The sequence below is a fragment of the Mucilaginibacter sp. cycad4 genome (genome assembly GCF_034263275.1).
Taxonomy (GTDB): Bacteria; Bacteroidota; Bacteroidia; order Sphingobacteriales; family Sphingobacteriaceae; genus Mucilaginibacter.
In genome coordinates this window covers 1,771,691-1,798,136 of record NZ_CP139559.1, presented here as the reverse complement: position 1 = coordinate 1,798,136, position 26,446 = coordinate 1,771,691, and the positions used below count along the sequence as shown (strand labels likewise).

At 37.9% G+C, this 26,446-nt stretch carries 17 protein-coding genes; 3 read left to right on the top strand and 14 right to left on the bottom strand.

Annotated features, from left to right (window positions below):
- Window positions 1-11: 11 nt before the first annotated feature.
- The 3 genes from SNE26_RS07330 to SNE26_RS07320 all read right to left on the bottom strand — a co-directional run bounded on the left by SNE26_RS07330 (window position 12) and on the right by SNE26_RS07320 (window position 5,656).
- Window positions 12-3,767, bottom strand: a complete 3,756-nt coding sequence (locus SNE26_RS07330) for a DUF5977 domain-containing protein (protein ID WP_321558712.1) — start codon at window positions 3,765-3,767, stop codon at window positions 12-14.
- Between the two features lie 100 nt (window positions 3,768-3,867).
- Complete coding sequence (locus SNE26_RS07325; RefSeq protein WP_321558711.1) at window positions 3,868-4,878, bottom strand: hypothetical protein; 1,011 nt, start codon at window positions 4,876-4,878, stop codon at window positions 3,868-3,870.
- A gap of 1 nt (window position 4,879) precedes the next feature.
- Entirely contained in the window at window positions 4,880-5,656 is a 777-nt protein-coding gene (locus SNE26_RS07320) for a hypothetical protein (protein ID WP_321558710.1), read from the bottom strand.
- A gap of 23 nt (window positions 5,657-5,679) precedes the next feature.
- Between SNE26_RS07320 and SNE26_RS07315 the strand changes: the two genes are divergently transcribed.
- Window positions 5,680-5,835, top strand: coding sequence for a hypothetical protein (locus SNE26_RS07315; protein WP_321558709.1), 156 nt, complete (start codon window positions 5,680-5,682; stop codon window positions 5,833-5,835).
- A gap of 1,574 nt (window positions 5,836-7,409) precedes the next feature.
- Here the strand turns inward: SNE26_RS07315 and SNE26_RS07310 are convergent.
- On the bottom strand, window positions 7,410-8,357 hold the full coding sequence (locus SNE26_RS07310) for an FkbM family methyltransferase (protein ID WP_321558708.1): 948 nt from the start codon (window positions 8,355-8,357) through the stop codon (window positions 7,410-7,412).
- Window positions 8,358-8,430: 73 nt separating this feature from the next.
- A complete protein-coding gene (locus tag SNE26_RS07305) occupies window positions 8,431-9,540 on the bottom strand; it encodes a hypothetical protein (RefSeq protein WP_321558707.1) in 1,110 nt (369 codons plus the stop codon).
- Window positions 9,541-10,700: 1,160 nt separating this feature from the next.
- Here SNE26_RS07305 and SNE26_RS07300 point away from each other — a divergent pair.
- Both SNE26_RS07300 and SNE26_RS07295 read left to right on the top strand, forming a co-directional pair.
- Entirely contained in the window at window positions 10,701-11,435 is a 735-nt protein-coding gene (locus tag SNE26_RS07300; protein ID WP_321558706.1) for a LytTR family DNA-binding domain-containing protein, read from the top strand.
- A 36-nt stretch (window positions 11,436-11,471) separates the two neighbouring features.
- Window positions 11,472-12,128 carry a glycosyltransferase gene (locus SNE26_RS07295; protein ID WP_321558705.1) on the top strand — a complete coding sequence of 219 codons (657 nt, stop codon included), beginning with the start codon at window positions 11,472-11,474 and terminating at the stop codon, window positions 12,126-12,128.
- Window positions 12,129-12,200: 72 nt separating this feature from the next.
- On the opposite strand, the gene SNE26_RS07290 is transcribed toward SNE26_RS07295, so the two are convergent.
- The 9 genes from SNE26_RS07290 to SNE26_RS07250 form a co-directional block, all read right to left on the bottom strand.
- On the bottom strand, window positions 12,201-13,547 hold the full coding sequence (locus tag SNE26_RS07290; protein WP_321558704.1) for a hypothetical protein: 1,347 nt from the start codon (window positions 13,545-13,547) through the stop codon (window positions 12,201-12,203).
- Between the two features lie 11 nt (window positions 13,548-13,558).
- Window positions 13,559-14,068 carry a hypothetical protein gene (locus SNE26_RS07285; protein ID WP_321558703.1) on the bottom strand — a complete coding sequence of 170 codons (510 nt, stop codon included), beginning with the start codon at window positions 14,066-14,068 and terminating at the stop codon, window positions 13,559-13,561.
- A 2-nt stretch (window positions 14,069-14,070) separates the two neighbouring features.
- On the bottom strand, window positions 14,071-16,275 hold the full coding sequence (locus SNE26_RS07280) for a peptidase domain-containing ABC transporter (protein ID WP_321558702.1): 2,205 nt from the start codon (window positions 16,273-16,275) through the stop codon (window positions 14,071-14,073).
- A gap of 60 nt (window positions 16,276-16,335) precedes the next feature.
- Entirely contained in the window at window positions 16,336-17,607 is a 1,272-nt protein-coding gene (locus SNE26_RS07275) for a hypothetical protein (RefSeq protein WP_321558701.1), read from the bottom strand.
- Between the two features lie 5 nt (window positions 17,608-17,612).
- Complete coding sequence (locus tag SNE26_RS07270) at window positions 17,613-18,671, bottom strand: hypothetical protein (RefSeq protein ID WP_321558700.1); 1,059 nt, start codon at window positions 18,669-18,671, stop codon at window positions 17,613-17,615.
- Between the two features lie 13 nt (window positions 18,672-18,684).
- Entirely contained in the window at window positions 18,685-19,884 is a 1,200-nt protein-coding gene (locus SNE26_RS07265; protein ID WP_321558699.1) for a lanthionine synthetase LanC family protein, read from the bottom strand.
- Window positions 19,885-19,904: 20 nt separating this feature from the next.
- Window positions 19,905-23,078: a lantibiotic dehydratase gene (locus SNE26_RS07260; protein ID WP_321558698.1), complete on the bottom strand. Its 3,174-nt coding sequence runs from the start codon at window positions 23,076-23,078 to the stop codon at window positions 19,905-19,907.
- Between the two features lie 30 nt (window positions 23,079-23,108).
- Window positions 23,109-25,478, bottom strand: a complete 2,370-nt coding sequence (locus SNE26_RS07255) for an outer membrane beta-barrel family protein (RefSeq protein WP_321558697.1) — start codon at window positions 25,476-25,478, stop codon at window positions 23,109-23,111.
- A 120-nt stretch (window positions 25,479-25,598) separates the two neighbouring features.
- Window positions 25,599-25,796 (bottom strand): class I lanthipeptide, encoded by a 198-nt coding sequence (locus tag SNE26_RS07250; RefSeq protein WP_321558696.1) that lies wholly within the window; start codon window positions 25,794-25,796, stop codon window positions 25,599-25,601.
- Window positions 25,797-26,446: the final 650 nt, after the last annotated feature.

Here is a 26,446-nt window from a genome sequence, read left to right as displayed (position 1 = left end):
AAATACTTGATTTAATTGGCGTTTGTAGTTAGGGGTATGTAATCGTTGCCGTTAGCAACAACATTATAGGAGTAATCGCTGCTCTCATATATTAACCCGGATCCGGAATAGGGGTCTATATAACTTCCATAGCTCGAAAGCAGATGACGACCCAGTGATAAAGTAGACTGCCCAGCTGCGACCGTGTAATTTAAGAGATTAGACCCCGAACTTGTGCCATTATAAGCGGTAACAACATTGAAATCTTCAGTAACATTAACTTTAACAGGTCTGTCGACAACGTAGGGGATAGTTCCCGCAGCATCAGAGTAAAATCTAATATGCACATCCGCCATTGAAGAACTTCCGCCTTCTCCGTTTGGACTGCTCCAAGAGTCGTACGTAAAATTCGTCAGTTCTATTTTTGCGTAAAGGGTTAACGATGAGCAACTGGCGTTCGCATTAGCGTATTCCTGACCGTTCTGATCAATTTCGATTTGAGCCAGGGCATTCGCGGCAAGTTGTGAACCCGCACTATACCTTCCTGCAGGAACTTGGTACGTAATCGCCGTTCCGGCAATACCCGGTCCGCAATCATTCTTATAAAATAACCTCGACTGTGCCTGGTTACTAAATGTGATAAAGCAATTTCCCGGTTCGCCGTAAAGGTTGTAACAGTAAGCATTGATAATATTTTTATCAGCGCCTCTTACATATTGCAATCTGTTGAACTCATCGTATTCATAATAAGTTGTTTGATTATTTTCATTTGTTGTACTGGTCATACCTACCAGCGGCTCATAAGTATAAGTGACCATTTCCGAACTTAAGGGATGTAATCTTACCTCGTCGATATATCCCGCGCCCGAAACGGTAACGCTTGTCTGATTGGAGACTAAGTGTTTATAACAGCGCCATCCGTTTCTATCAGCCAGTAATATTGGCGTGCCCTGGGTTCCGTTAATGGCATAATAGGAGGTATTTTTGGACCAATATGTAATAATATAGGTTAAAGCCGGATCTAAACCATTTTTTATCAGACCGCCTTTGGAAAGGTTATACAGTTTTTTTCCGGTTATCGAGGACAGGTCAAATATGGGCGCTCCCGCGTATAACCAGTTCCCGCTGTCGGCTGATTCAAAACTCGTATAAGCTATATTGCCCTGCGCAGCATTGCTGACTTCGGCGATTTTATACAATCCCCGATACCCCACGATATTCGAATTATAATAGGCCCGCGCCGTATTAGTTTGGGATTCTAATAAGTTAGTATTTGCATCATATTTGTTGTATATATTAAACGTCTTTAATCCTGGATCAAAAGTATCGACCTCATTGCCATTGCTGTAAGAAACTTTATAGTTCAAATAACTTGTCTTATTTACGGGACTTTTTACTTCCAGTTTCAGTTCGGAACTTGGTGCTACGATATTAAATGCATTAGGTGCATACTTCGTCACGTTAACAGAAACTACTTTAGTTTGATAATTTCCGTTGACCACATGGACAACCTCTACAGGATTGGCAATGTTGTTTGTATAAACCAAATAGGTGAGTGCTAATTTCTTGTCCGGTTCTGTAGTCGGAATAGATGGTATAATATCAAAAGGATAACGAAACGTTACCTCATCTGCTCTGCCGCCACTTCCGGTTGTAACAATTGTCTTAATGATATTTGGTGCATAACTTGTGTAACGGTAGCTTTCTATTGTATTTTGTTGGGCACTCCTCGCCTTAAAAAACTGTGTATTTTTCTCATCAAGTCGTAAATCCTGCGTAGAATAACTGAAACCGGTGATGTTATACATGTTATTGCTCTGGTCATCTGTACTCCATAAATGCGGCTTTACGCCTGTTACTAAGTCTGTCGCAACCGTTAGGGAATATCCATAAGTTGTTTCCTTTACAGGCAGTCCGTCAGGCCCCAATAGTTCTTCTTTCAATACTTTCCCTCGGGCAAATGCAAATGATGTTTTGGGTATATTACTGGTATAGTTACCATATGACAAGTTTGTCTGAGCATTGAAGTTTAAAGAAACACTACTTGCCCAGGTCGCATAACTGGTAAAAGTCGCCTTATCCGGATAATTGGAAAAATTGCTAAGCGTATATCGTGTTACGCTACCATCGGCGCGCTGCACAGCTGTCGAGGAATAACCTACGTTTACACCATTACCGTCGGTTACAGATTCCAGCGGTTCCGAACTATAAGTCCAGATTGTCGCCATATCTGACCCGCACATTACCGTACACTGGTCCCCCCACGAAGGCACATAGGCGCTGTAAAGCTGACCACTTGACGTACTTCCACCCGGAAGGTTGTATGAGAATGTTGTTTCGTCCACCAGTTCACTGTCGGAGTCTTTTTTCTTCTGATAAATACGCTTTACCCTAAGTCCCGCACCTGTTTTGTTTTGATTGTCTGCATAATATCTGTTCAATTCATATTCAAAGTTTACTGACCCTCCGAGCAGGTCGGTTACTTTTTGCAGGATATTTGCGCCGGTATTTGTCAGATCGGGCGTTTTATCGGAATAAGTATAGATGTTGGAACTTTGCGCGTTGTTATTATAATAGCCCAAATAATCAGTTTTGACAGAATTGCGCGCGGGTAAGTTCACACTCTCGTTATAATAAAAACTATACAGGTTTTTCAAGATATTCCCGGGATAAACCTGTGATATTCCCGATAGTTTAAGCCTTTTGGTATTGGAACCGTCACTGGAAGTGAAATAGCCGTAATTAAGCTTGTAACTGTGGACCGCCCTGTTGTTGTAATTTATTGAAATATCCGTTAAAGCTTTGGCGCCGTTGAGGTCAGCCCTCGATAGATTATAGGTTAAATTGATATCGGTCCCGTTACCTGATATTTTGGTCAGATACTTTTCCTGATAACTTATATCGATGTTTTGGTTATAGGTCGTATCGCCCGTGTGCTTACTGCCTAAACAACCGAGCCGTGTTGACGTACCATCAATCTTTTTATCCACCCTTCTAACGTTCAGGTAATTTGTATAGCTGATATTCGCCTGATCTCCGTAGGTAAAATTAATTTGCTGGCCATTAGTCGTGATGATCCTGGAGATGTACCATGCGGAAGTATAATTTTGATATTCATTTTTGACCGGTCCATGTACGACGCTGGCCATCGCCTGACTGATCTCGAAAAAATACTGATTACCTCTCTGGTCTCTGAGTACCCATTTCGATGTGCCGGCAGCCTGCCCGCGTTTAAAAGGACAATAATCGATCCTGATGCCAGTTTGATTAGATTGCAATACGGGCTTGCCGTCAGGATCCATCACAAAATAGCCTGAAAGTCCAAGAAATGAATAATAAAATTTATCTGGTTCCGCGTCCCAGGTACCGTCTGATACCTTATCCATGTATTCCCTGTTAAGTAAGCCGGTATTTCTGCCGCCAGTTCGGTTAGCGCCCGAATACCCGTAATAATATTCATCAGGTATCCCATGTACTTCCCGGGTAATTGAGCCGCCCAGGGAAGGGCCCCAGCCCAAACCGGCTATTCCTGCGATGTCCTGGACCTTAATGCCATTCGTTGAGTAGGTCAGCGATATCGGGAACGTAATGCCGGAAATATTGACGCTGTTTAGCGGGGAACAGTAATTGAGACGACCTGAATAGTAATCGACCCCAAAATTATTTGTAAGCGTTGCAGTTTGAGAGGGAGCAGGGATATACGAGCTGAGACTGGCATTACCCTGGCCATAGCCCTTGATTGTGATAATTAAAAATGTTAGAAAAACAAAAAGAAGATTCCTTTTCATAAAGTGTTGCTTGATTTTTGACTGTTTTCAAACGCCGGGGATAAACTAACCTTCTGGTTGACTTAACGACCTGCGTTTTGTAAAGCAAATGACCGGTTAATTAATTTCCTGTTTTGCCATGCCCTGATAATGCGCTTAGCCGCTTGTTTAACCGGTTAATTTGTCGTTGCTGTTGCTTATTTTCTTTATGCTCCTGTATAAGGTATAAGGTCAGTTCTTCAACTTTTCTCACAAGCAGCCTATTCATTTCGCCAAGGTCCAAACCCTGTTTGGAAACTTGTTCTGCTGATGGGATTTCCGGTAAGTGTTGATATTTATTGATGTATCTTTTCACATCCTGCAAGGGCAGCAACCGATAGTCCTTTTTAAAAACGAAGTCGGGCCAGGGATAGGCTTTCACGGTTACAGCTGTAGCGATGACCCCGCCGTTTACTGCTAATTTATAGCCTTTGGAATCAAGCGTTCCAATGGCAACATTACCCTGAACAATAGCCATATAAGTATTAGCTGAGGTTCCCCATGATTGTATATCCTGGTAGGGGTCTCTTTCCCACCAGGTCCGGGTATTTGTTTGTGGATTTAAGAATGAAACATCAATGGAAATGCCGTCATGTAGCCTGGCAGTTAACCAGTCAGTCCCAGCAGCGTTTCTCACCAGCCAGATATTATTTTTGAAGTAGTTTGAGCCCGATGGCCCTCCAACCGAACTAATCAAAACAGCGTTTTTGGCGGCACCACCTAATGGCGAGGATGCGAACACGGTCAACTTTGCATCAGGATTCACATTTCCTATACCCAAATTCCCGGCAAAATAGCCTTGCCCGTCTGCTCTTACGCTGAAGTTGGTGGCACCGTTAGTGATACCGTCAAAGTAATAATTGGCTGCATTGTTACTATTGTCAGTAATGGCCCGGAAAATGCCCGCAGGGTAATAATAGCCGGCGCCCAGCTGATGGCCTGTAAAAAACACCTGTCCGACAGAAGTTTGGGAGACAAGTTTGGTATTGTTGTTTAATACATCGTTCGCATCAACTGTGACTGCTTTCGTCTGTGCCTGTACCATATACAGGTTTGCTACACTTGTGATAATAAGTGATAAGATTTTCCTCATTTTATTTATTTTTCCTTTTTAAATACCTCACTTGTTTTTCTAACAGACTGATTTTTTCATGTGCCTGGATCATGTATAATGTCATCTCCTCCATCTTTTGCATTAATAAGCGATTCATTTTGCCCAAATCAAGTCCAGCATCAGATATCTCAGGTTCAGAGGGTACCTGAGGCAAATGATGATTGCGCTCAATAAAGGCCTTTACGCTGCTTAAGGGTGGCAGTTTATAATCCTTCTTGAATACAAAGTCAGGCCAGGAACCGGTTGCCTTTACCGTAATGCCAGTAGCGATTACACTTCCTCCAATGGCTAGTTTATAAGTTGACCCGGCTAGTGTCCAGTTGCTGTTGTCGGTCGTTCCTATTCCGACATTCCCCGTGCCGGATATAACAAGCCTGTCGGATAGCGTACCTGCGTTATTAGTTAAAAAATGAAGAGAAGTAGTAGGCGATGCATTGATGCCATTGTCCCTAAAGGAGTAAATTTGCGCGCCGAGAAGATCAGGCGAAGGATTCATCGGTGTGTAGAAACTTATCGCAGCTCCCTCTCCCCCGAGTTCGTTACCACCATTCCCTCTTTGTTCCAAACGCAAAAGTTCTTTGACAGAGCCGGGTATCATGACTGAACTGATTTGTAAAGGTGCTCCGGGGGTTGACGTGCCTATTCCTACGTTGCCGGCGTTGCTGTTAAAGATGTCGTTGCCTCCTGTTGTCCATTGGGCACGTGACGAAAGGGAAGAAATGAGCAGAAAGACGAGAGATAAAATGTAATTTTTCATCCTGGGGTTGTTAAAAAAACTGAATGGAGTTGTTGATAAATGGATTAAGTAATCAGGTTATAGATAAGCAGAATCCGCGCGAAATTTCATTACACTATACGCGCATGACTTATGATCCGCAGGGTAAGCAAATAGTGTTATTGTTGTTTAACCAGGCAAAGGCCACTATTCACTGCTGATTTAACAAACAGTTAGTGATTCTGAGTAAACCATACTTGAGGAATCCATTACCTGTATTAAAAAAATAAATGGCGGGCGATATAGGTTAAATGATTCAAAATATCGTTTTTTAAAAAAATCGCCAAGCTTATTCCCTAATTGGGGCCGCGGTTCAAAGGAGGTTAAGTTCTTTTGTGATAAAGTATTCATATTGCAGTAGTTCAGGTACTACAAATATAAAAATTTTATTGGCAAATGCAATTTTTAGCAATTCTTAAAGTCTATGTTTTTTTCTTTTTGAACATTCGTGACAAACATAAATTCATGCTGGACTGTAATTTTCCAGGGAACTTCATTAGTTTTCATTCGGCACTTGGTTCCGCCGGGGAGGGTAACTGTATTTTTTTGCAGGCGATAGAAGCACTACAAATTACAAATAATGCGTCATTGGGCATTAACCGAATGGAACGGAGGTGCGACCATGCGTTATTTATAAGAAACAGGTTCTCTTGAACTCCTGTAGTTTGATACTTCCATTGTTATCCAAACCCGCCTGGATATAGTGATCGAGTGACGTTTGCACTTTGAGTAGTGGCTTAAACAGCGGAGATATTTATTATACCATGGAAATATCAGGCTTTACCACTACGTTGGATTCTCTATTTGATTATTCAGGGCGATTTCGAAATATCTATGCCGTTTTTAGTCGAACCAGGAAACATCGTTAAATAGCGTTATAGTAACTCCTGGACATACTTATTATTGGAAGGTTATCACCAAAGATGGCCAGGGTAATACTTCGGGCTCTGGTTTGTTCCATTTTGAGGTAAATTAAGCAACAGCCCTGATCCGTTAACTAATGAAATTCCCCAAATACACTCGAATCAAAAAGAGCTCATATTTGCGTTAAACGAAGGTTACAAAACAACAAAAACTAAAACGGCCCTTACACATCGTCTACACGAACCAGTTTATTGATGACTTGAAGCGGCTTTGCTTTATTTGATGATTAAGGCAGATTAGAAATATCTAAGCCGTTTCTAATCGACCGGTAAAAATTATTGCATGTGAACTATACGCTGTCGAGCACGGAAACAGAAAAATTTGTTATTTAATATTATTTACAAGTTCGAGGCCATTAGGGTAGACTGAAAATTCCAGCAAACGTCTTCAAATGGTTTAACTCATCTGGCTAACAAGTCCGATGAAGGAAACACGTCCAAAACGATTCATCAAGGCTGAATCTTTAAACCCGTCCAAGTCAATTCTTTTCTCGAAGGGCACACGGCTCTGTTGGTGAAGTGCTGAGCGAATCGAACGATGATCTTTAAATAACAAAAAAATTACAATAAGCGTTCATTTCAAGCTTAGGCGGTTTGCTTTTGCTTGCTGGAACAAATCCTTACGTTGATCTTTTCAATCTAATGCCCATAGCAACCTATGGTTTTCAAAGCTCGTTTACGTGAAGTTCAACAAAAAGAATTATGCAAGTCCTGGCTTTGTCCAGATTTACGATGCCAGTGCCTTTCACTAAAAACACTAAAATGTACAAAAAAAGGGCATTTTGAACGCTGCAAATTTCACATATGATCTATTATTTCTCAAAAATCAATCCATCATCACAATATCCATTGTCATACATGTATTTAAGGGTTTCCAAGCAATCAGCTACCGGTAGTTTAATTTCCAACGAAGGAATAGTCAGATATTTGAATTTATCAAGTAACCCCAAAAACATTTCTACAGTAATACCGCTTACATTTTTGAGGTGATGTGGTACAAATTCGATGACCAGCATTTTGGTTTTCTCTAAAATAGAAGCCATTCCTTTTAGCGCAAAATATTCTGAACCTTCTAAATCCATAATAATCAAATCATATTGTTCATTAACTAAGAGCCGATCTAAGGTGTTTGCTTCTATAGTTATTTCTTTCGGATTATCATAATAATACATGATGTCATCATGTAAAGGCTTTCTTTTGCTTCCCCCGGAATTGATCCTGTTTTGCAGAAAATTTATGGTTCCGGGAGCTTCTCCGGCAGCGATATTAATCGCACGACAATTTTCCAGATCATTTAATGCCAAATTGAGTTCTAACAATTGAAAAGTATTTGGATTGGCCTCTATTGCCGTAACATGTTCAGCTATTTTGGCAATCGGTACAACCAGCGTACCTATATGAGCGCCCACTACTAAAACGTGGCTATCGGCATTGACAAGTTTTTCTATCCGCTTAACTTCACCCGAACTGTAGTTTCCTGTAAACCGTAACGACTTACCAACTACGGCATCCTCCGGGTCAACTGCATATACGCCATTTTGGCCATTTACGATTATAGAATAAGCAAATCCCCCTACAACCGATCTTGTTAAACTTCCAAACTCAAGCATTCTCAAAAAATTTCGTTGCTGGTCTTCACCGGTACCATTTGCGTGTTCTCCATATTTGATCAATGGATCAATGATATCCAGTAACTTGTTTACAGCCTCATCGGGCATTTTCTGAATTATATCTATGGCTTGTTGTAGTCTCGTTGTCATTTGTGGTAGTATAGGCCAGCTAGTGACTGTGGTAATGAAAAGCTATAATTGTGATCAAAAATGATCGGTAAATTCAGGAGAACCGGTTAACATGAAAATAATAATTCAAAAGTTCATTTTTATAAAAACGCGACACCCTTAACTTATTTAATATATTCAGACACTCCTGCTCAAAACCAGGGAACACTGCATCGAACGACTTCTCTTCTATTTCGCCTCCTATGTCAATTGCATGATGTTTGTTCATACTCCGTTTAAAATAATGCTTTTTTTCTTTAGCGTTTTTTGTAAAAACTTTTATCGTTTGCCATATGCTTTCATCTTTGAGTGTTATATCCCATTTCAGCAGGTTTCTATGCAAAAATATTATCTCGTTATCGGTGTCATGCTGTACCATCGTAGTACCGTTAAAGGAATTGTCCCGATTATCTTTATATCCACAGGTACCGGCAGCATGTTCAATCATGTAATATGGGGTTCCTAAAGCCAACCATGCAAACCTGAATGTATCCTTATCTCCATACAAAAATTTATAATACACATCTCTCCTCATATTAAAATAGGCGCAGAGTTGTAGCTGGTTCCAGGATTTTGCTTTGTCAATTAATATTTGCCCACTATCTTGTTCATACGACTTAGAATATTCAATTTCCAAAATCTCCCAAATAGGATTTGTTACTGAGGTTTGCCAGTAATCCGGCCAAAACATACATCCATGCTTTTTATACGCGGCATTTTCAAAAAGATAAGTGGGATCTTTTACACAATTATTATCAGCATCCAAAAACAGGACCTCTTGAAAACTACTATAAAGGATAGAAAGCGGCTTCATTAAAAAACCATGAGGAGCATTGTCCATAAACTGCCTCAGGTCTTTGCATTGAACCCCCAATTTAGCCAATTGTCTCTTCATTCCCCTACTAATTTCGTTTCCATGAAACCAAATTTCTATCGGCAAATTGCAACCAAAATTTCGCAAAGTATTTATCAATACCCACGCAGATGTAAAGTATCTCAAACCACCGGCACTGATTACTATACCCTTTCCTTCACCTACCTTTTGACCCAAAAATTGACTGGGTTTAGTCACCTGCCTTTTCCATTCTTCTTTTAGTTGGCAAATTTCTTCTACGCTTAATTCACCTTTTATCTGGTAAAAGCTTTGCTGGGCTGTTTCGCTCATAGGGAAGTCTCTGTTATTTTAATTGATTGGGGCAATCCTGCAAGTTGATTTAGGCATTATATTATGCAACTAAGGAACGCCAAAAACATATCTTAACAACCTATATTTTCTCTGCTGCCGAACTCGGTTTTCGCAAGTTAAGCTAATTTAATTTAACCTTTACGAAAGGTAATGTCAACATTTCACTTTCACATTTTTTTCAAGATTGATGATTTTATCGAAAAGAGTTTCGTTAATAAGAAGAACAAATTGCCTTTAACCAATACCATAATGAGTTGAATAATTTTGTTAGTTTATCAACGTTACATATATTATATGATAATTACAAATTTTTATTGATGGATAAATATATATATTTATATTTGATAAAATCATTGAGTAGACTTGATTGGTTCAACGTATTCAGACAGGTAATTTTGGGAATTTCGGCTAATAACCTTTATGTAAAAAATAATTTCATGAAAGGTTAAACCCTATAACCTGAATGGACTGAAAAATCAAAATATTGATTTTAATTGAACCTGCATGAGACAGGAGAGAAAACCTTATCAGAGGTTATTATTTGATAATCAGCATACTTTTATGTATTGACTATTAATCGTGCGTGGTATTTTTATATTACAAAGTTCTCTATAATCATTTCTAAAAAGATGGAGGTTCTGGCAAAATTGTCGTGACCAGTATCAGTAAGAAATTATTTTGCAGTAGGTAACACTTAAAGAGAAATTATAAACCCAAACCTTCATTTTCACAATGACATAACAAATTACAGATATTAATCATAAAAACAAAAGAGAATGATATAACGATCAATTATAACAATTAATACCTGTGAGTGACTTATAAACGAAGCATTCAGATTCCAGGTAAGTACAAAACAATAAAGTACAACTTAAATAACTTAAACCTATGATTACAATTAAATTGTCAAAAACCAATATTCACTTTTTTAACTGCCGGTCACATATCCGTTTTCTTTTCATGAAAATTACAGAAGGAGCCGATTTAAAGATTCTATTTGAGATTATAACGAATTCGTGAAATTCCCATTGGTGAAATATATTGTATTGAAAGAGGATTGAATATTCAAAATCCAGAACTACGTTAACTCACTTGAATTACGACGTCCAATTGACGCTCGATAAAACTGCTACAAAATCATGATAAATTGTATTGTAATCGACGAGGAAAAGTTGGCTCAAAGCACTTTGTTTAACCATTTAAAACAAATAGGTGACCTGCAAGTACTGGGTATATTTAACAATGTTTTAGATGCCAAGCCTCTAATTACTTCTGAAAAAGTAGATCTCATTTTTTGTGATTTCCAGATGTCCGATGTGGGCGGGCTTTCATTTTTGAAAAGTCTAAAAAAAACTCCCCTATTTATTTTTGTTACAGAAAACCCAAGTTACGCTATTGAAAGTTTTGAGTTGGATGTGCTTGCTTATATCATGAAGCCATTTAAGGAGGATAGGCTACTTAAATCTATAAATAAAGCGCGGGTTTTATTGGATGCCGGAAAACCCCATTTACATGATAGGAAATCTCTGATATTTAAGGATCGGAACTCAAACATCATTATGCCATATGACGATATATTTTTTATTAAGAGTGATAAAGACTATATCAGAATTGCAACCAGGGAAAAAGAATATATTATTTGGCGAAAGATTTCGGACATAGAACGATCTCTGGACTCAGCCAGGCAGTTTCTTAGGGTTCAAAAATCTTATATTGTTAACCTTGATTTTGCCAAAATAGTGGGAGGAAGTCATATCAAAATGAAAAGTGGTATCGAAGATATCCCAATCGGGAAACAATATAAAGCCGAGTTATACAAACGACTTGGAATCTCTACTGATTATAAACTGCGAAATGATACAGTACAGAATTAATTGCACGATGAATATCGCTATTTAGTAACGGAAATCATGATTACAAAAAAATTTAGTTCTGTACCAAAAGTACTGCATCAGATTGTTGGGAAAAAAACAACCCTACAAATAGATAAATGCCTGCAATCCTGGCACGTAATAAAAAAATCCGGATATGAAATAAGAATATGGAACGATGATTTGATTGAGGAATTTCTGAAGGAACGCTATTCATTTGCTTTAGATGCATTCAAAAATGCAAGAAACCACGGAGAAGCCGCGGATATAGCGCGCTACCTGATTATTTATCATTTTGGCGGCCACTATATGGATTGGGATGTGGAGTTACTTTCACCCGACAAATACCTGGAGTTAAGCGATAAAAACCCGCGTGGTTTTTTGGTTATTGACCCGTTAAATGACACTCTTGCATCCGAAACATTTGCCGCTCTCCCAAATGAACCGTATTTGCTGAGTTTATGTGAAGATATTGTAGGATTATATAACTCGGGGCAAAGGGAGCTGTTGAATACACCAGCCTATTCCGGACCATTCAGAATGCGGGACACCTTAAAAACACATGCTAATTCATCTCAAAGCATTATACAAGTTAAAGATTTAATGGCTTATGATTATTGGGAAATTAGAGAATTGCCTGAAAAGGTTATTACACAACCACTAATTCATTACTGGTTGCATACCTGGATGCAATAGAGTAACACTTATTATAAAGCCCAAACTTACCGGTAGTACAATAACTTTTTTATCGGCCCCCCAGATGTCATTTTAAAATATGCTTTTTTGTTCTAAACTGTTATATTTTTCAAAAGCGTTTTTGATTTGCGATAACCTTCTCTCGGTATTCGAAAACATGATATCAACCAAATCAGTATCCATTTTGTGCTGTGGCGTAACATCCGAATAACCAAAGTTGTGTTGTTTAGAAATAAATGGGAATAAAATCATTTTGTTTTCGGCCAGGTTTGACAACACAATATCAGCTACCACATCCTTTGAAAATTCATAACTCAATATTTTTTCAAAAAGCCGTTTATATATTATCATAAACTGTGTAGCCCTGGTTAAATCGACCCAAAATCGGGTTCTCGATACGGGTACCACAACATTGATTGAACTTGTTCCTCCATTTATATAATCTATATTTTGTTGAAACCCTTCAAAGATATTTTTGAGTAGTTCATGTTTAGCATAATCATCCGTAAATTCATGATCATCTTCACAGATTATAATTACATCGTCGTCATTTTCTATAGCTAATTTTATAATTTTCCGTATAGTGATCCAAAGGCCAATGGCGCCAATGGAGTGCCTGTGTGCTTCTATAATTTTAAAATCAAATTCAGACCGATCTTGAAACTGTTTAATGATATGTGAACGCCGGTCATCTCTTTCCGGTAAATTAATGACATAGGTTGGAATGGAGAATTCATCATCGGGTGGCGTCGAATTGGTGCTTTCTACCAAGTTTTGCAGGTTTCCATAATACTGATATATTGTATCAGATAGTTTTAGTTTTCTGAGGACAGAACTATTTTTATTGTTATCAGAACTGTCATTGTTCTCTATCTGGCCGTTCGAATTTATATTTTTATTAATTGAGAAAAACGGAGTTAGAACTATCTTATTTTGGCTTAACCTGGATATTCGCGATTGAATATATTCGTTGGGTATTGTAAGTGATGCCCGAAGCGTTTGATAAAACCGCTTGAATATTACGATAAATTGCGCAGACTCTATTGATTCTACCCATGATAGGTTTTCATTAATTGGGATAGAACAGCAAAAATAAGATAAACCGGGTACCAGAACATCGGCTTCTAACGCTTCCGCCCTTTTGATGCTTTCATCAAAAGTTATAGCGTTGTAATCTTCGCTAAATTCGTGATCGTTAAGACAAAGTATCAGGAAATCCTTTTCACATTGTACAGGATCTTTTAAGATCTGCTTTATTGAGTTCAGTACCTCAAAGTGATAACTTTCAGCTTCCAAATCGATTAACTGACAACAAAACTCTTCGCGGTTTTCAAACTGGTGCTGTAATGCGTGGGTACCATTTTTTTGTAAAACAATAGTTGTAAATCTATTATTATCAAAATTTATAATTTTATCCATAAAATCGATGTTTAATCACTGTGCCTGGAAATCAATCTATCTAAAAGCCTCCGATGCCGGATAACAATACTTGCGTCTATAAAATATTTAGGTTTATCTGGAATTTGCAACATTTTTGTTGTTAGCAGTTTTTTACCGATAGATATGTTCACGGTGTATGCCGAATCGTTATGTAGATTATTTATTTCAGAAACCGTACCGGTTAACAATCCATATTTCTGATATGGGTATTCTTCAACTTTTATAAAACATTGCTGCCCTTTTTTAATGTAAGTGGCTTTAGCGGGTAAAACATCAACCTGAATTGAATAACTATAAGTATTAAGAGACGATTGATATGCCCTGATAACACCCTTACCTTCAATAGTATCCGGGTATGGCATAAAATAAGCGCCAACTATTAAAATAATAAAAACGACGATCATCAAGATCATTCCGTTTCGTATCAACCAACGGGGTGGTGCTTTTATAAAGTCATCCGTTTCCTGGTCTCCTATATTGCGGGTTTCAAATTCCGGCATTTTTAAGTAGCTAATTCAAGTTGATTTCTAACTAATTCGTAATACGCACCCTGCTTTTCAATTAAGGCTAAGTGCGTCCCTTGTTCTATTAACCGTCCTTTTCGTAAAACAATGATCTGTTCGGCTTTTTTTACTGTACTCAACCTATGGGCAATTACTAAAACAGTACGGCCCTGAGAAAATGTTTCCAGGTTGTCAATAATTTCGCTCTCATTGTTAGAATCCAATGCGCTTGTAGCTTCATCCAGGAATAAAAAGTTTGGGTTTCGATAAATTGCCCGTGCAATCAGGATCCTTTGCTTTTGGCCAGAGCTTATACCATTGCCGGTGGCCCCAATTTTTGTTGAAATACCTAATGGCAAACTATTGATAAATTCCTCCAGATTTGCCCCACGAATAGCCTCCCATAATCGCTCCTCATCAAAATTCTCTTTAACGGTAATGTTCTGACTAATGGTATTAGAGAAAATAAACCCTTCGGCCATAACAGTACTGCACTGGTTTCTCCACCATTTATGAGATAATTTATCTACAGGTATATCGCCAAGAAATAGCTCTCCCTGTGTTGGCTGATAAAACTTCAACAGGATTTTCATTAAGGTACTCTTACCGCTGCCGCTTTCGCCAACTATCGCGGTTGTTTTACCGAACGGAATAGTAAAAGTCAAATCATCTAAAATTAATGGAGAGCCGGGGCCTCCGTACTGAAAAGTTAAATTCTTAACATGTAAATCCATTTTAGCCTCGCTATCCAACACCGGGCTAATATATTCGTCTGAAGCTTCCTCCTCTTTTTGGTCGTGAATTTCATTTAGCCTTTCCATACTTATTTTCGCATCCTGAAAATTTTGTATAAAAGATAAGATCTGGCCTATAGGAGAATTAAGCTGGCCAATGATATAGGATACACTCAGCATCATACCCAGGGATATATTTCCAGCCAAGGTTTCTTTGGCGGCAACAAACGATATTAAAATATTTTTAAATTGCGTAAGAAGGTTAAAGCCTACATTTTGCGACTGCGACAAGCTTAAATTAGAGATATTAATTTTAAAAAGCTTCATCTGCAGGCGCTCCCAATCCCACCGGTGCTGAATTTCGCTATTGTTCATTTTGATATCCTGCATGCCGGTGATAATCTCATACAGGCTATTCTGATTTTCACTCAGGTTCTGAAAACGTGCGTAGTCCAGGTTCCTCCTTTTCTTTAAAAACACGATGATCCATCCGAGAGAAATTATAGAGCCGACAAGAAAAATCAGAAATATAGGTATGCTGTAAATTGCAAGTACAGTTAAAAATACCACCATGCTTATTAAGGAGAACAAGGTGTTCAACGACGTTCCTGTTAAAAACAACTCTATCCGGGTATGATCAGAAATCCTTTGAGTGATATCGCCAACCATTTTCGTATCGAAAAAGCGGATTGGAAGCCGCATCAATTTAACGAGAAAATCGGATACGATCGAAATATTTATCCTGGCGCTTATATGTAATATTATCCAGCCCCGCAGTACCTCTATAGCTGTATTGCCGAAAAACAATACAATTTGAGCAATAAAAATCAGGTATATAAAATCGAGGTTATGCTGATTGATCCCCACATCAACTAAACTTTGCGTCAAAAAAGGAATGATCAGGGTTAAGATACTCCCCACCAGCATTCCGGCAATTAGCTGAAATAAAAGCTTTTTGTAAGGTTTTAGGTAGCGAACCAGGAAGGCCAAGCTGGGGGATTTCTCTTCCTCTCCTTCTAAAACGTAAAAATCATTTGTTGGTTCCAATAACAGCGCAAAGCCACAGTTTCCATCTTGTACCGACCAACTTTTCAAAAACTGTTTTTTATCAACCTTAACCAAGCCAATTGCGGGATCGACTATTGATATTTTCTTACTGGCATCGTTCCTATCGTAGTCTTGCGGGGGTAATACAACAAAGTGATTCCTGTTCCAATACAGTATACATGGAAGCGTTACATCTTCATCCAATTGATCGAAAGTTAATCTCGTCCCCAGGGTTTTAAATCCAACTTTTTCAGCAGCTTCACTTATTCCTTTAAATGAAACCCCATTGCGGGTTAAATAAGAAAATTCCCTTAAGGTCTTTAACGGATAATGTTTACCATAGTATTTGGCAATCATTCTCAAACATGTCGGGCCGCAATCCATTTGATCTAATTGTCTGTATACAGGGAAACTCTTTTTCAAAATATTGGAGGTAGATAGTTTATATTAAATTATGACAATAGAAAGTTTACAAACATGTCACTACAACTGTGCATGAACCTTTATTAAATCCAATCTTTCCGACGGTTTTTTGTGCGTCATGAGCGAAAGCCTGGTATAATTTGGTTCATCTTCATTTATCCTGTTAAAATCAACTATGTAGGGATAAAGTAGTAGTTTATTTGAAAGAGCAGCAGCAATATCCAGTTCTTCCATAGCCGTATTTGCCGGTCTAAAATTTAAAATTTTGTCAAAGGCATTCTTAAAAATTACAACTAAGGGAGCGTTGAAAAAAAAATTGATCCAAAATAAATTTTCAGTTACAGGTACGGCTATTTCAAAATCCTGGGCCCCTCCGATTAATACCTCAGCAGATAATTTATGGGCCAAAGAAATATTGCCGAAAAGATCCACTGTAGAAAAGAACTGAGTAAAACGAACATCATTTCTGCAAACTATAATTGTATCTTGATTTCTTTCATAGGCCATTTCAACTGCCTTTTTTAAATTAGCCGGGTAAATAACACTTTCATACGGAGAAATTATATGATCTACTAAAAACTCGTTTCGATTGAAATGATCTTCGTAGCCTGACTTTTCTTCGCCTGATTGGGTAATAATGAATACCTGCAAACGCCCGGCTTGGGTTCCGGTCTCCGATAATTGGCGCAGGGGCGGGTTTTCATAAAATTTGTACAGGTACTTAATAACTCTGGTTTTTCGTACACTATTATCAAAAAGAGCATCAACCCTTCCCAATACGGAATTCCTCGGGGTAACATCGGAGTATCCAAATTCTTTCTGTATGGAAAGAAAGGGAGAGATAAAGTATTTTTTGTCGGTTAAAACCGAGATTTTAGTATCGGCGGAATCATAATCTCTAAACGGAGCGTTAATAATTGCACTAAAAAACTCTTTAAAAATTATCATGAATTGTGTTCCTGATGATTTTTCAACCCAGTAGATATGCTCAGTTACCGGAACCGCGTTGTTAAACCAACTTACACCTGCAAATAACACATCCCCTTTCTTTTCGGTTACATAATCAATAGCAGATAACAATAAATCAAATGAATATTCGCCGGTAAACTCATGATCGTCTTCACAAATCACAATACAGCTATCCCTAAAAAGCCGGCCTTCCTGAAGGATTTTTACAATCGTCATCCATAACCCCACCGCACCCTCCGAACACTCGATTGCTTCGATTATGATCGCTTCAAATTCCTGGTGTTTTGAAAACTCATTTAAAACATGTGCTTTTCTTTCGACCCTTTTTTTAAGGTTGATAATATGAACAGGTATTGTTTCCATAAAATTTATTGTTTCACTAAATTTCTCGCGCTTAAATCTGAGTTTAAATAAAACACTGCATTCAACTCTCTGAACATAAATTCTGTCAGGCTCTCCTCTATTTGTTTTGTTGTTGGCGTTAGCTCTGAATTGTTCAGAAGATTTTGTACATCCAGAATAATGCTGATTTTTAGTATATCGTAGATCTTACTTATCGGAGTGGACATGAAGGCAACAAATTCGTTTTTGAATTTTCCATACTCACCCGAAAAGCATAGCTTTTTTAATTGTAACCATTCATAAATTATTTGCCTATCCGGTGTATTGATTTCAAAATCAAGGTTTGAAAAAATATGTGTGAACAGATCCTGGGCACTAACGCCCAATTGCTTTTCTGAATGAATAGCCAAAGAGACAATCGAGCGGAAGCATTCATAACAGTACCCTTCGCGTACATACTCATTTTTTTTCCAGAATTTCTTTTCAAAAAATATCTGTCCGTTTTGAAATTCGCAATTCCCGTTGAATAGATACATCAAAAAGTCGTGAGCATAACTTCCGGCATTTTTCCAATCATTTGATCTGAAAAGCACCCTGATAACGTTTTTATTCTGTTCTGCAGCTCTCATCAGCAAAGTACTTACTCCACTACGGATCAAATATTCATTCAATATGATGCATTCCAGGCTTTTATTAATGGCGTTGTGATAATCGCCATTCTTATAATACAATAAGGCAATAACAGAATACCCCCATTGTGTTGCGAAAATGTAGAGGAGGCCGGAAAGCTGTTGTCCAATTTCCTGTTGTATTTCCTGATATAGCAAGAGAATTTGATCATTGCTAATAGACTTTTGTAATATTTGCTGCGTTAACGGATTGAACTTACTGGATAAGGTATGTGCCAGTTCAAGCATCTCACTGTCTTTGACTAAATTGCTCAATTCCTTTTCCCGCAGAATCTGGGCGAGCTTATTATAGTCGTACAACATGGTCGACTCATTCAGAGAAGGCGGAAACTTTTCTACTGCCGATAACAATTCGTATAGTTCACTATCGCTCAAAAAATTTTTAACACTTTCCATATTTTAATACTGGTTAAGCAATTAATGTTAAGGAAGAAATATCCGGGAGTTCCTGGTTTAAAGAACGCATTAGCGCGGCACCTATGCCTGCAATGCCCCAGCTAAAACCAAGATTACCAAACTCATCCTCGTTAGAAACCCTGGATTTATAACCAGCGTAATTATTAGCATATGTTGCATACTCGACAATTTTCTCATACCAGTAATGAGACGCCTTGAGGTATTGCTCATCGTTTTTGTATTTAAAAATCTTTTCAAAAGTTGTTGCAAGGCCGGCTGCACCATAGGTAATACTGGCGTCGAAAGTTAAGTTATCCTCCTTCTTTCTAACCAAGCAGTCAAGTAAAATACGGTCTGCTATTTCTTCAATATTTTTATCTCCAAGTAGTATCCCCGTTCTCAATAACGCATATCCAATTCCGAGATCTCCATAGCATAAAGAAAACTGCTTTGGCCCGGGCTCATGGTCTTCTAAATAGTGAGGAAACAGTCCTTTGCCAAAATCAGCTTCTTGCTTTATTAAGAAATTGGATGCTTTGCGCAGAATTTCGACACAAGTATCAACTTCGATCTGAAGTTCCATTACATTGCAAACAAAAGACATTATCAACGCACTTCCGTGAGATATGCCAAGATATACCCGGTCGTGCAATGCGGGAAGTGTCCAATAAATGCCAGCATCTGAATCTGATATCGATTTTTCTTTAATTTGAAACAATAAATAAGATAATTTTTCCCTGATACCATCAGCTTCGTCCACTCGGCCTATCAAATAAAAGCCCGCCGCCAGCGCCCCGCTTTGGTAATCAAAATTGCCCGCCTCAACTTTGCTTTTCATTAAATCAAACAAGATCGAATCCAAGCCTAACAGATATTCGTCAACATCAAAGGCAATTAAGTTATTTTGCTTGCTGAACTTTATAAATCTTCCAAAGTGGGCCAATTGGTTATCTATCGTATCCGTTTTGTAGGTTCTTTGAAATTTTTCGGCCGTCAAGTTCCCGAAAGCCTTAAAAATTAATTCTTCGGCTTTATCCAGGTATTTTTTATCATCAGCAAACACAGAATAAAAGATGTAGAACAATGCCAAACCTAAAATTCCTGTTTCAAATGAAGGATCGTCAATGAGATCGCATTTTAAATCAATTGCTTCCCGTATCTTAACAATTTCAGCTTCTATGCGCTGACGTTCGTTATTATCTTTTTTATTCATGTGATAGTTATCTGTTTAGATTAGACCAACTGATTTTGAAGTTTAATTTCCATTGTATAGTATTTTTTTAAAAAATGATATACAACCAATTCATGATTCCTCGCCCTGGAAAGAAAAATCCTGTTTAAATTCATATGGATATAACTTTTAAGAAGATGAGCTTTCACTTTGTGGGTGAAATCGGGGTTCATCCTCATCCGGTTTATTATCAGCTCGTTATCTTTACTCCTTTTTCCAAAATCTGCAAAAAGTTCCATTAACTCCGGGTTCATATCAGCTGTTAACAGGTTTTTGATTAGGGAAGATTTCTCGCGGTACTTGTTATTTAATGAATAGTTCAGCGCTTTTGCATTAGTTTCGGAGGCAGCAAATTCCTGGAAAAAGGTATTACTCAGACCCTGTATGATTTCCTGCTTTTCTGCAACGCTACAATCAAAATCTGAAAGCAACAGGTCCACGCTGTACAGGGCGCCTATCCATCGATTCTCTTCACCCTCATCGCCATCCAGTTTGCTTAAAAAGTTTCCGACCGCCTCGCTATCTGCAAAAAATAGGTCTTCGCTATCTTCCATAAAGGTTGCAGTGTATCTTTCCACCTCCCTTACATAGCTATCTATTAATACTTTGCTGATTTTATTATCGGCAACTTCAGTGTCAATTATTTTATTGAATTTCAGTAAAATTGAGGAAAAAGGATCTGTGCCACCGGATGTGTGAAACCGGAGACGAATGTGCCGATCTGGGTCGTCATACCTGATAAAGAACCATTTATCGATGTAACCGCTTTTAAGTAAATCATCGCAAAATGGTATAAGCTCGGTTTTCAGGAAATAATCCAGACATTTGTTCCCGCCGTATATTTTCAAAAAAAACCATTCGCTGCCAGGTAAAAATATGCTTTTAATATTTTTATGATTCTCGCTCTCATGAGAATATGAATCCGGGTAAGCAGGCTGTTTTGCCCCATACGGGATGATAATTTCATTGCAATATGCCCCGTCTTGATCTTTTATGAAACAGTTATCTTCTGTTTGCAAAAACTCAAGTAAAATAGCATCCTCGTTCTTTAAATGTCGTTGAAGTTGCCGCAGGCAAAAATCATTATTCAGGTCAAGACATAATTCATTGTCAAAACTCTGAACCAACGTTACATACCGTGGGATATTTAAACGATTGCGGATAACTTTAAGATTTGCTTTAAAAGATTGTATTGTTGAAAAGAGCTGCTTTTCATTTTTCTTTATACGCCATCTTGCCCTGGTGAGTATTATCTTTTTAAATTCAACACGGGGCAGGTATTCTTCTTTATAGTATTCCTCCCAATTCCAGACAAAATAATTTTTGATTTGTTGACTTTGAATGTCAGATAAAAATTTCAACAGGGGCTCTCCCCTCTGAACATTAAACGCGTTAGTCATTTGAGGCAAAACCTCTTTATTTAATGACTTTGAACGAAGAATTACGCGCCCCTTTTGAATGGAAACCAACAAATCTTCTAAAAAGATCACATGGTCCTTATCTACCGAAGGAGAACAATTGATAGGAATTTCATATCTCCTCAGGCTTGGTCTTGATACTACGTTTGTAGCATGCCCACCCGGGTTATGCAGAACTTCGGCCAAAATAAATTTATTGTTAAGGTTTTCTTCATCAAGGGTTAATTGACTTAGTTTATCGTTCAAAACGGGATCACCGCAGGCAAACCGCCCTAACATCCGACCTGCAGAATAGTTGAACAATTGTTTAGCTAAGAATTTATAATTCCCATCGTCCAGTTCGGCGGTTGACGAAGCAATAATACTTCCAAATATAAATTTACTGCTATTTTGATGGACCGATTTGCTTTTTTGCTCCTCATTTTTTTTAAGATCCAAGATATCACGCTCATCAATTTCGATAATTGGGCTGCCGGTTTTATAGAATGTTTTAACAACCTTTTGAACGATGGCGGTAATGCCGCTTAGGTTTTTCGATTCATCACTGTCGACAGCCCGTATTACTATATTCTTTAGGAGAGGCATATGCTCGGTTGTGCCGTTTATTGCTGAACCATAACCTACGCCCGCCTCAGTGTCCAACGCAATAAATAAAGGAACCTCCTTCCCTTCAAATTTCTTGTCAAATCGTTGTTTAAAGCTTTTTAGGTCGGCAGAACTTTCGGGGGTTTGCAGTTCCCATAATATCTCGGAATGCTTTGAAATCTCCCGGACTACATTTGCATTGATGCTATTTTTATCTGTATTAAAAAACAGTGTCTCCTGCAACGTGTCGCCATCTTGCCGATGCGTAAAACACGCTCTCAGTTCATAGTCTAACTCTGTTAGGGAGTTGAGGTTAAGGTTTTCACTCTTTAATTTATGGTAAACATCTTTCAGTAAAGCTGAGGTTTTAGGATTTTGCCCCGAAGCCCCTATAGTTTCAACCAGCCTTTTTACATTGTTATCTCCGGTAACCTGCGGATTAAATTCACTTATTAATATCTGCGAAGAAATTAAGTCACGGATAAACTGCTCAATACGCGTAACACTGATCGAAGCATTTTCGGATCGTACAGCTTCTACAAGCTCATCGAATCCCGTTAACTCCTTACCGCTAGCTAAAACTTTATTGATGTATGAAGATTCCGATACTGAACTTAAAATATTCTCCGAGCGGCCGTTTATGGATACGGATTCGGTAAATAATAATTGATCGCCTACTTTGTAAAGTGTATCATTTGCCCTGAACTTAATATTCAATTGAGCATCTGACTTTTCAATAATTTCTTTGATGATTTCACTTAGAAATCCCATATCAAATTCGGCTGTTTTTCTGAACTTATTATTTTGAAACTGTATTTCTGAGGGTTCATTGGTGATCAATCCGGTTGTTGTGCCCGCGAATGTTCCAAAAGGAGTACACCTCGAACACATTCTGATATAATATTTATGTGAAGCCAATAATAGTTTAATAAGCTCCTCCCTGTTATATTTGCTTCCGCTCAACCACTTTTTCAATTCCTTAAAAAGTACTGGTGAGGCCAGAAAAAGTCCTTCTAAAAATGTCTCATCTGAAAGGATATTTTGCAACTCTCTAATAGCATTGCCATTTAAGTCATCTTCCCGATTAAGTTTCTCTAAGACAGCGTTCATCTTTGTCAACTTATTGACAGAGAAGGTTGGGATTCTTAGCGTATAGAAATCATAAGTGTACAAACTATCACCTGCCATATTTTTAATATCATGTTATCTTTGAGCTCTTCTCTTTTCATCAAAAGATATGTTCTTGTTATTTCCAGAAACTTTAGATCTCCCGAATAAATAGGTAAGCCCAAGGTTGAAGGTTCTATAATCGTAATCCGTTTTTATGGTCTGGACAAAATCATTAAAACGGATATCATATTTGTTTACCGTACCAAGAAAATAGCTTGAGCTTATTATGAAATTGTTGTTAATTAACTTTAGCCTGGCCCCGGTTGTCAAATTACGCTGAGCGTAAGTGTAAACGTTTCCATTAGTAGAAGGCAGAGACTGGCTGTAATTAATGTAAAAACTAAGCTTAGACGTTGCCTTGAAACTATTATTGACACTAAATGAGGCGGAAACCCCATTCTCAGTAGGGATGTTCTGGATTTTGGATTTTGGGGATACTAAGAAAAAAGTGGCAGACGTGCTGTTGTCCCACCATTTAAAAAAGGCGCGATTAAATGAAACGTAGGTCCCTAAGTTATCCTGAGATAAATAGTTTTGTATTGTTGAAATAACCGATGGACCGTTAACGGTTGTAATTGATGAAAACAGATCGCTGGTATGTTGTGCAAATACAGTAAAGGAAAGCATGCCTTTGTATAGGTAGCTGAGTTCTAAATTATTACTGAAGGAAGGGAGCAAAAGTGGATTCCCTACGGAATAACTATAAAGATTGGAATAAAACGCGAACGGGTTTAAGAAATTAAGACCGGGGCGGTTAATCCTCCTCGCATAATTTAACGAAAAAACATTATCCTTATTGGCTTTGTAAGTGATATAGGCTGTAGGAAATAAAGCCCCATAATTTCGTTTATTACGTTGGTTTAAAGTAGGCGAATAGCCATCCATCATCGTATACTCATACCGTAATCCAGCCTTGGTGGTCCATTTTTTGGATAATTCCGATTCCATGCTGAAATATCCGGCAAGGTTATTTTCTGTATAGTTGAATTTGTTACTACGTGTGTTATCTAAGACAAAATTTTTGTTGGCATAATTAAAGTATTCCACATCGGCACTATTATCAAAAATGGTGTATTTTGCGCCGGTCTCTACGGTTGCCCCTTTATAAGGCAATGTTAAATCTGATTGGACAGACCAGATCTTATATTCTGAAAGGCTGTTATTCCGTACAGTTGCATCGGTAGTTTCAGATTCAGAAACAAAATTATTTCTTACTTCGGGCCTGTTTGTAAAAAAGTTTACCGAGCTATTTAATTTCTTCCCGGTCGAATCAATGTTTAAATCGTGGTATACGTTTAAAGTTTGAGTGAATACAGGCCTTAAAATTTCGGCATTAGTGTTCAAAACAGAGTCGACTGTACTGCCGGTATTAAAGCTGCTACTGTTATTTAAAATGGTGTGCGCTTTACTGTGTGAAATGTTGTAAATAACCCCGACATTATTGTGTTTGTTTAACTCATAATCTATACTTAAACCGGCCTGTAAATTTGGGGTAGTTGTTACGCGTCGCCCTTTGCTAAGTATGGGGTTAGGCTGCCCGGTTATATCATTCGACTCGACAATAATATTATGATAATTTGATTGGCTAAAGGTGAAAGTGCTGTTAATTTTTTTTGACCGAAAAAATAAGGCCAAACTGTTATTATATGAGCTGTAGGTTTGCTGCATCAACGACGAACTTATTGAACCCCGCCATCCCAATGATTCGTTTTTCTTTAAAACAATGTTAATCAGGCCAGCATTTCCCTGCGCTTCATACTTTGCCGGAGGAGTAGTTATAATTTCAATTTTTTCCACATTTTCTGAGCGTAGCGTTTTAAGGTAATTGGTCAGATCTACTCCGCTCAGATTTATCAATTTCTCATTTATCATAACCCCCATACTTCCTTTGCCTACCATCGAAACACTGTTATCTGAAACTGTTAAAAGAGGCGCAACGCGCAAAACCTCAAATAGTGAGGCCCCATTCGCCATTATGGTGCTATTTAGGTTAAAAATTAGTCGATCAACTTTTCTTTGCAGGATGGGTGCTTTTTGAGTGATTTTGACTTCTTTTAATTCTTTTAATTCTGCCCCAAGAACGATATCTGTTAATTTAATAGAAGAACCGGTAAGCTTAATATTATTTAACAGCCGGGTGTTGTAGCCTATGCAACTAACCTTAATAACAAATATCCCATTGGTTAAATTGGTGAGTTCGAAATAACCTTGTTTGTCACTTACTCCATATTTTACTGCACTCGAGTCATTAGCATTTAAAACTGATATGTTTGCATTTTCAATTCCTTTGCCCCCGGTTTCGACTACCCTGCCAGAAATAACCTGTGCCGCTACGTGATAAATAATGCCGAAAAACAAGAGAAAACTTAATATACCTCCTCTATAATAAAGACACAACTTCATATAAATTTTTGATTGATTTGCTTATTAAGACACTATCAAAAAGGGAGTGTTGCACCAAAGCAATCCTTTTTAAGAAAAGTATCAGGTACCAAAACCTGTACCTGATACTTTAGATGAAGTTTAGCATTGGCTACTTCCGGTATTGCAGCTACCAGAATTGCCGGTTGTTCCGCAACTTGAACTACCGAGGTTGCAGTCGCCAGAGGTTGCCTGAAAGTCGGCAACAGCTCCCCCTAAGATTTCCTGAAGTTGTCTTTCGTCCAGTTTAGCGATTGTTTGTTTGTCCAATGCTAATGGATCAAGTTTGATCTTTTTCATTTTTTTATTAGATGTAAAATTGTCCCTACTCTATTAAATGGGATTTTCGGGTTACTCCCATTGCTACGTAACAATTTCTTAGTTATCTTATTGATTTGTGTGCTATTTGCTTATTAACAAAGATTTTCACAAATTCAATAAAAGGGTTTTCAAAGTTGGATAGAACGTTGGCTTATAATCTTAAGACACCTATAGGGAAGATATAAATCAATACCTGATTAGAAAAATTATTTCGACCAAATTAAATTTCACCCATACCAAAGGTTAAAATTCCTCGACATCGTGAAAACAAATGAATGGAGGAGCATTGCGGGCACAGGACAAAAAAGTACTAACTTGCAATGAAGGATTTAGAGTCTATTATTAGGATTACTGAAAGTTGCCCGGCGCATCTGTCAATCCCTTTACCTTGGCTTTGTAACTACTTATATTTCAAAATAGTCTTTGTTAAATAAGCACAGGCGATTTGATTATTTAAGGGTGATCCATTAGGTGACCTCTAATTGAATAAAAATACAGCGTATTGAATTATAGTGGAGACTAAACTGGTTATTGTTCCCTAACTGTCCGCTTAAAGAGATGTTCAATCATGAACATCTCTTTTTTATTTGAGACATATCTCTTATATCAGATAGTTAAAATAAAAACTG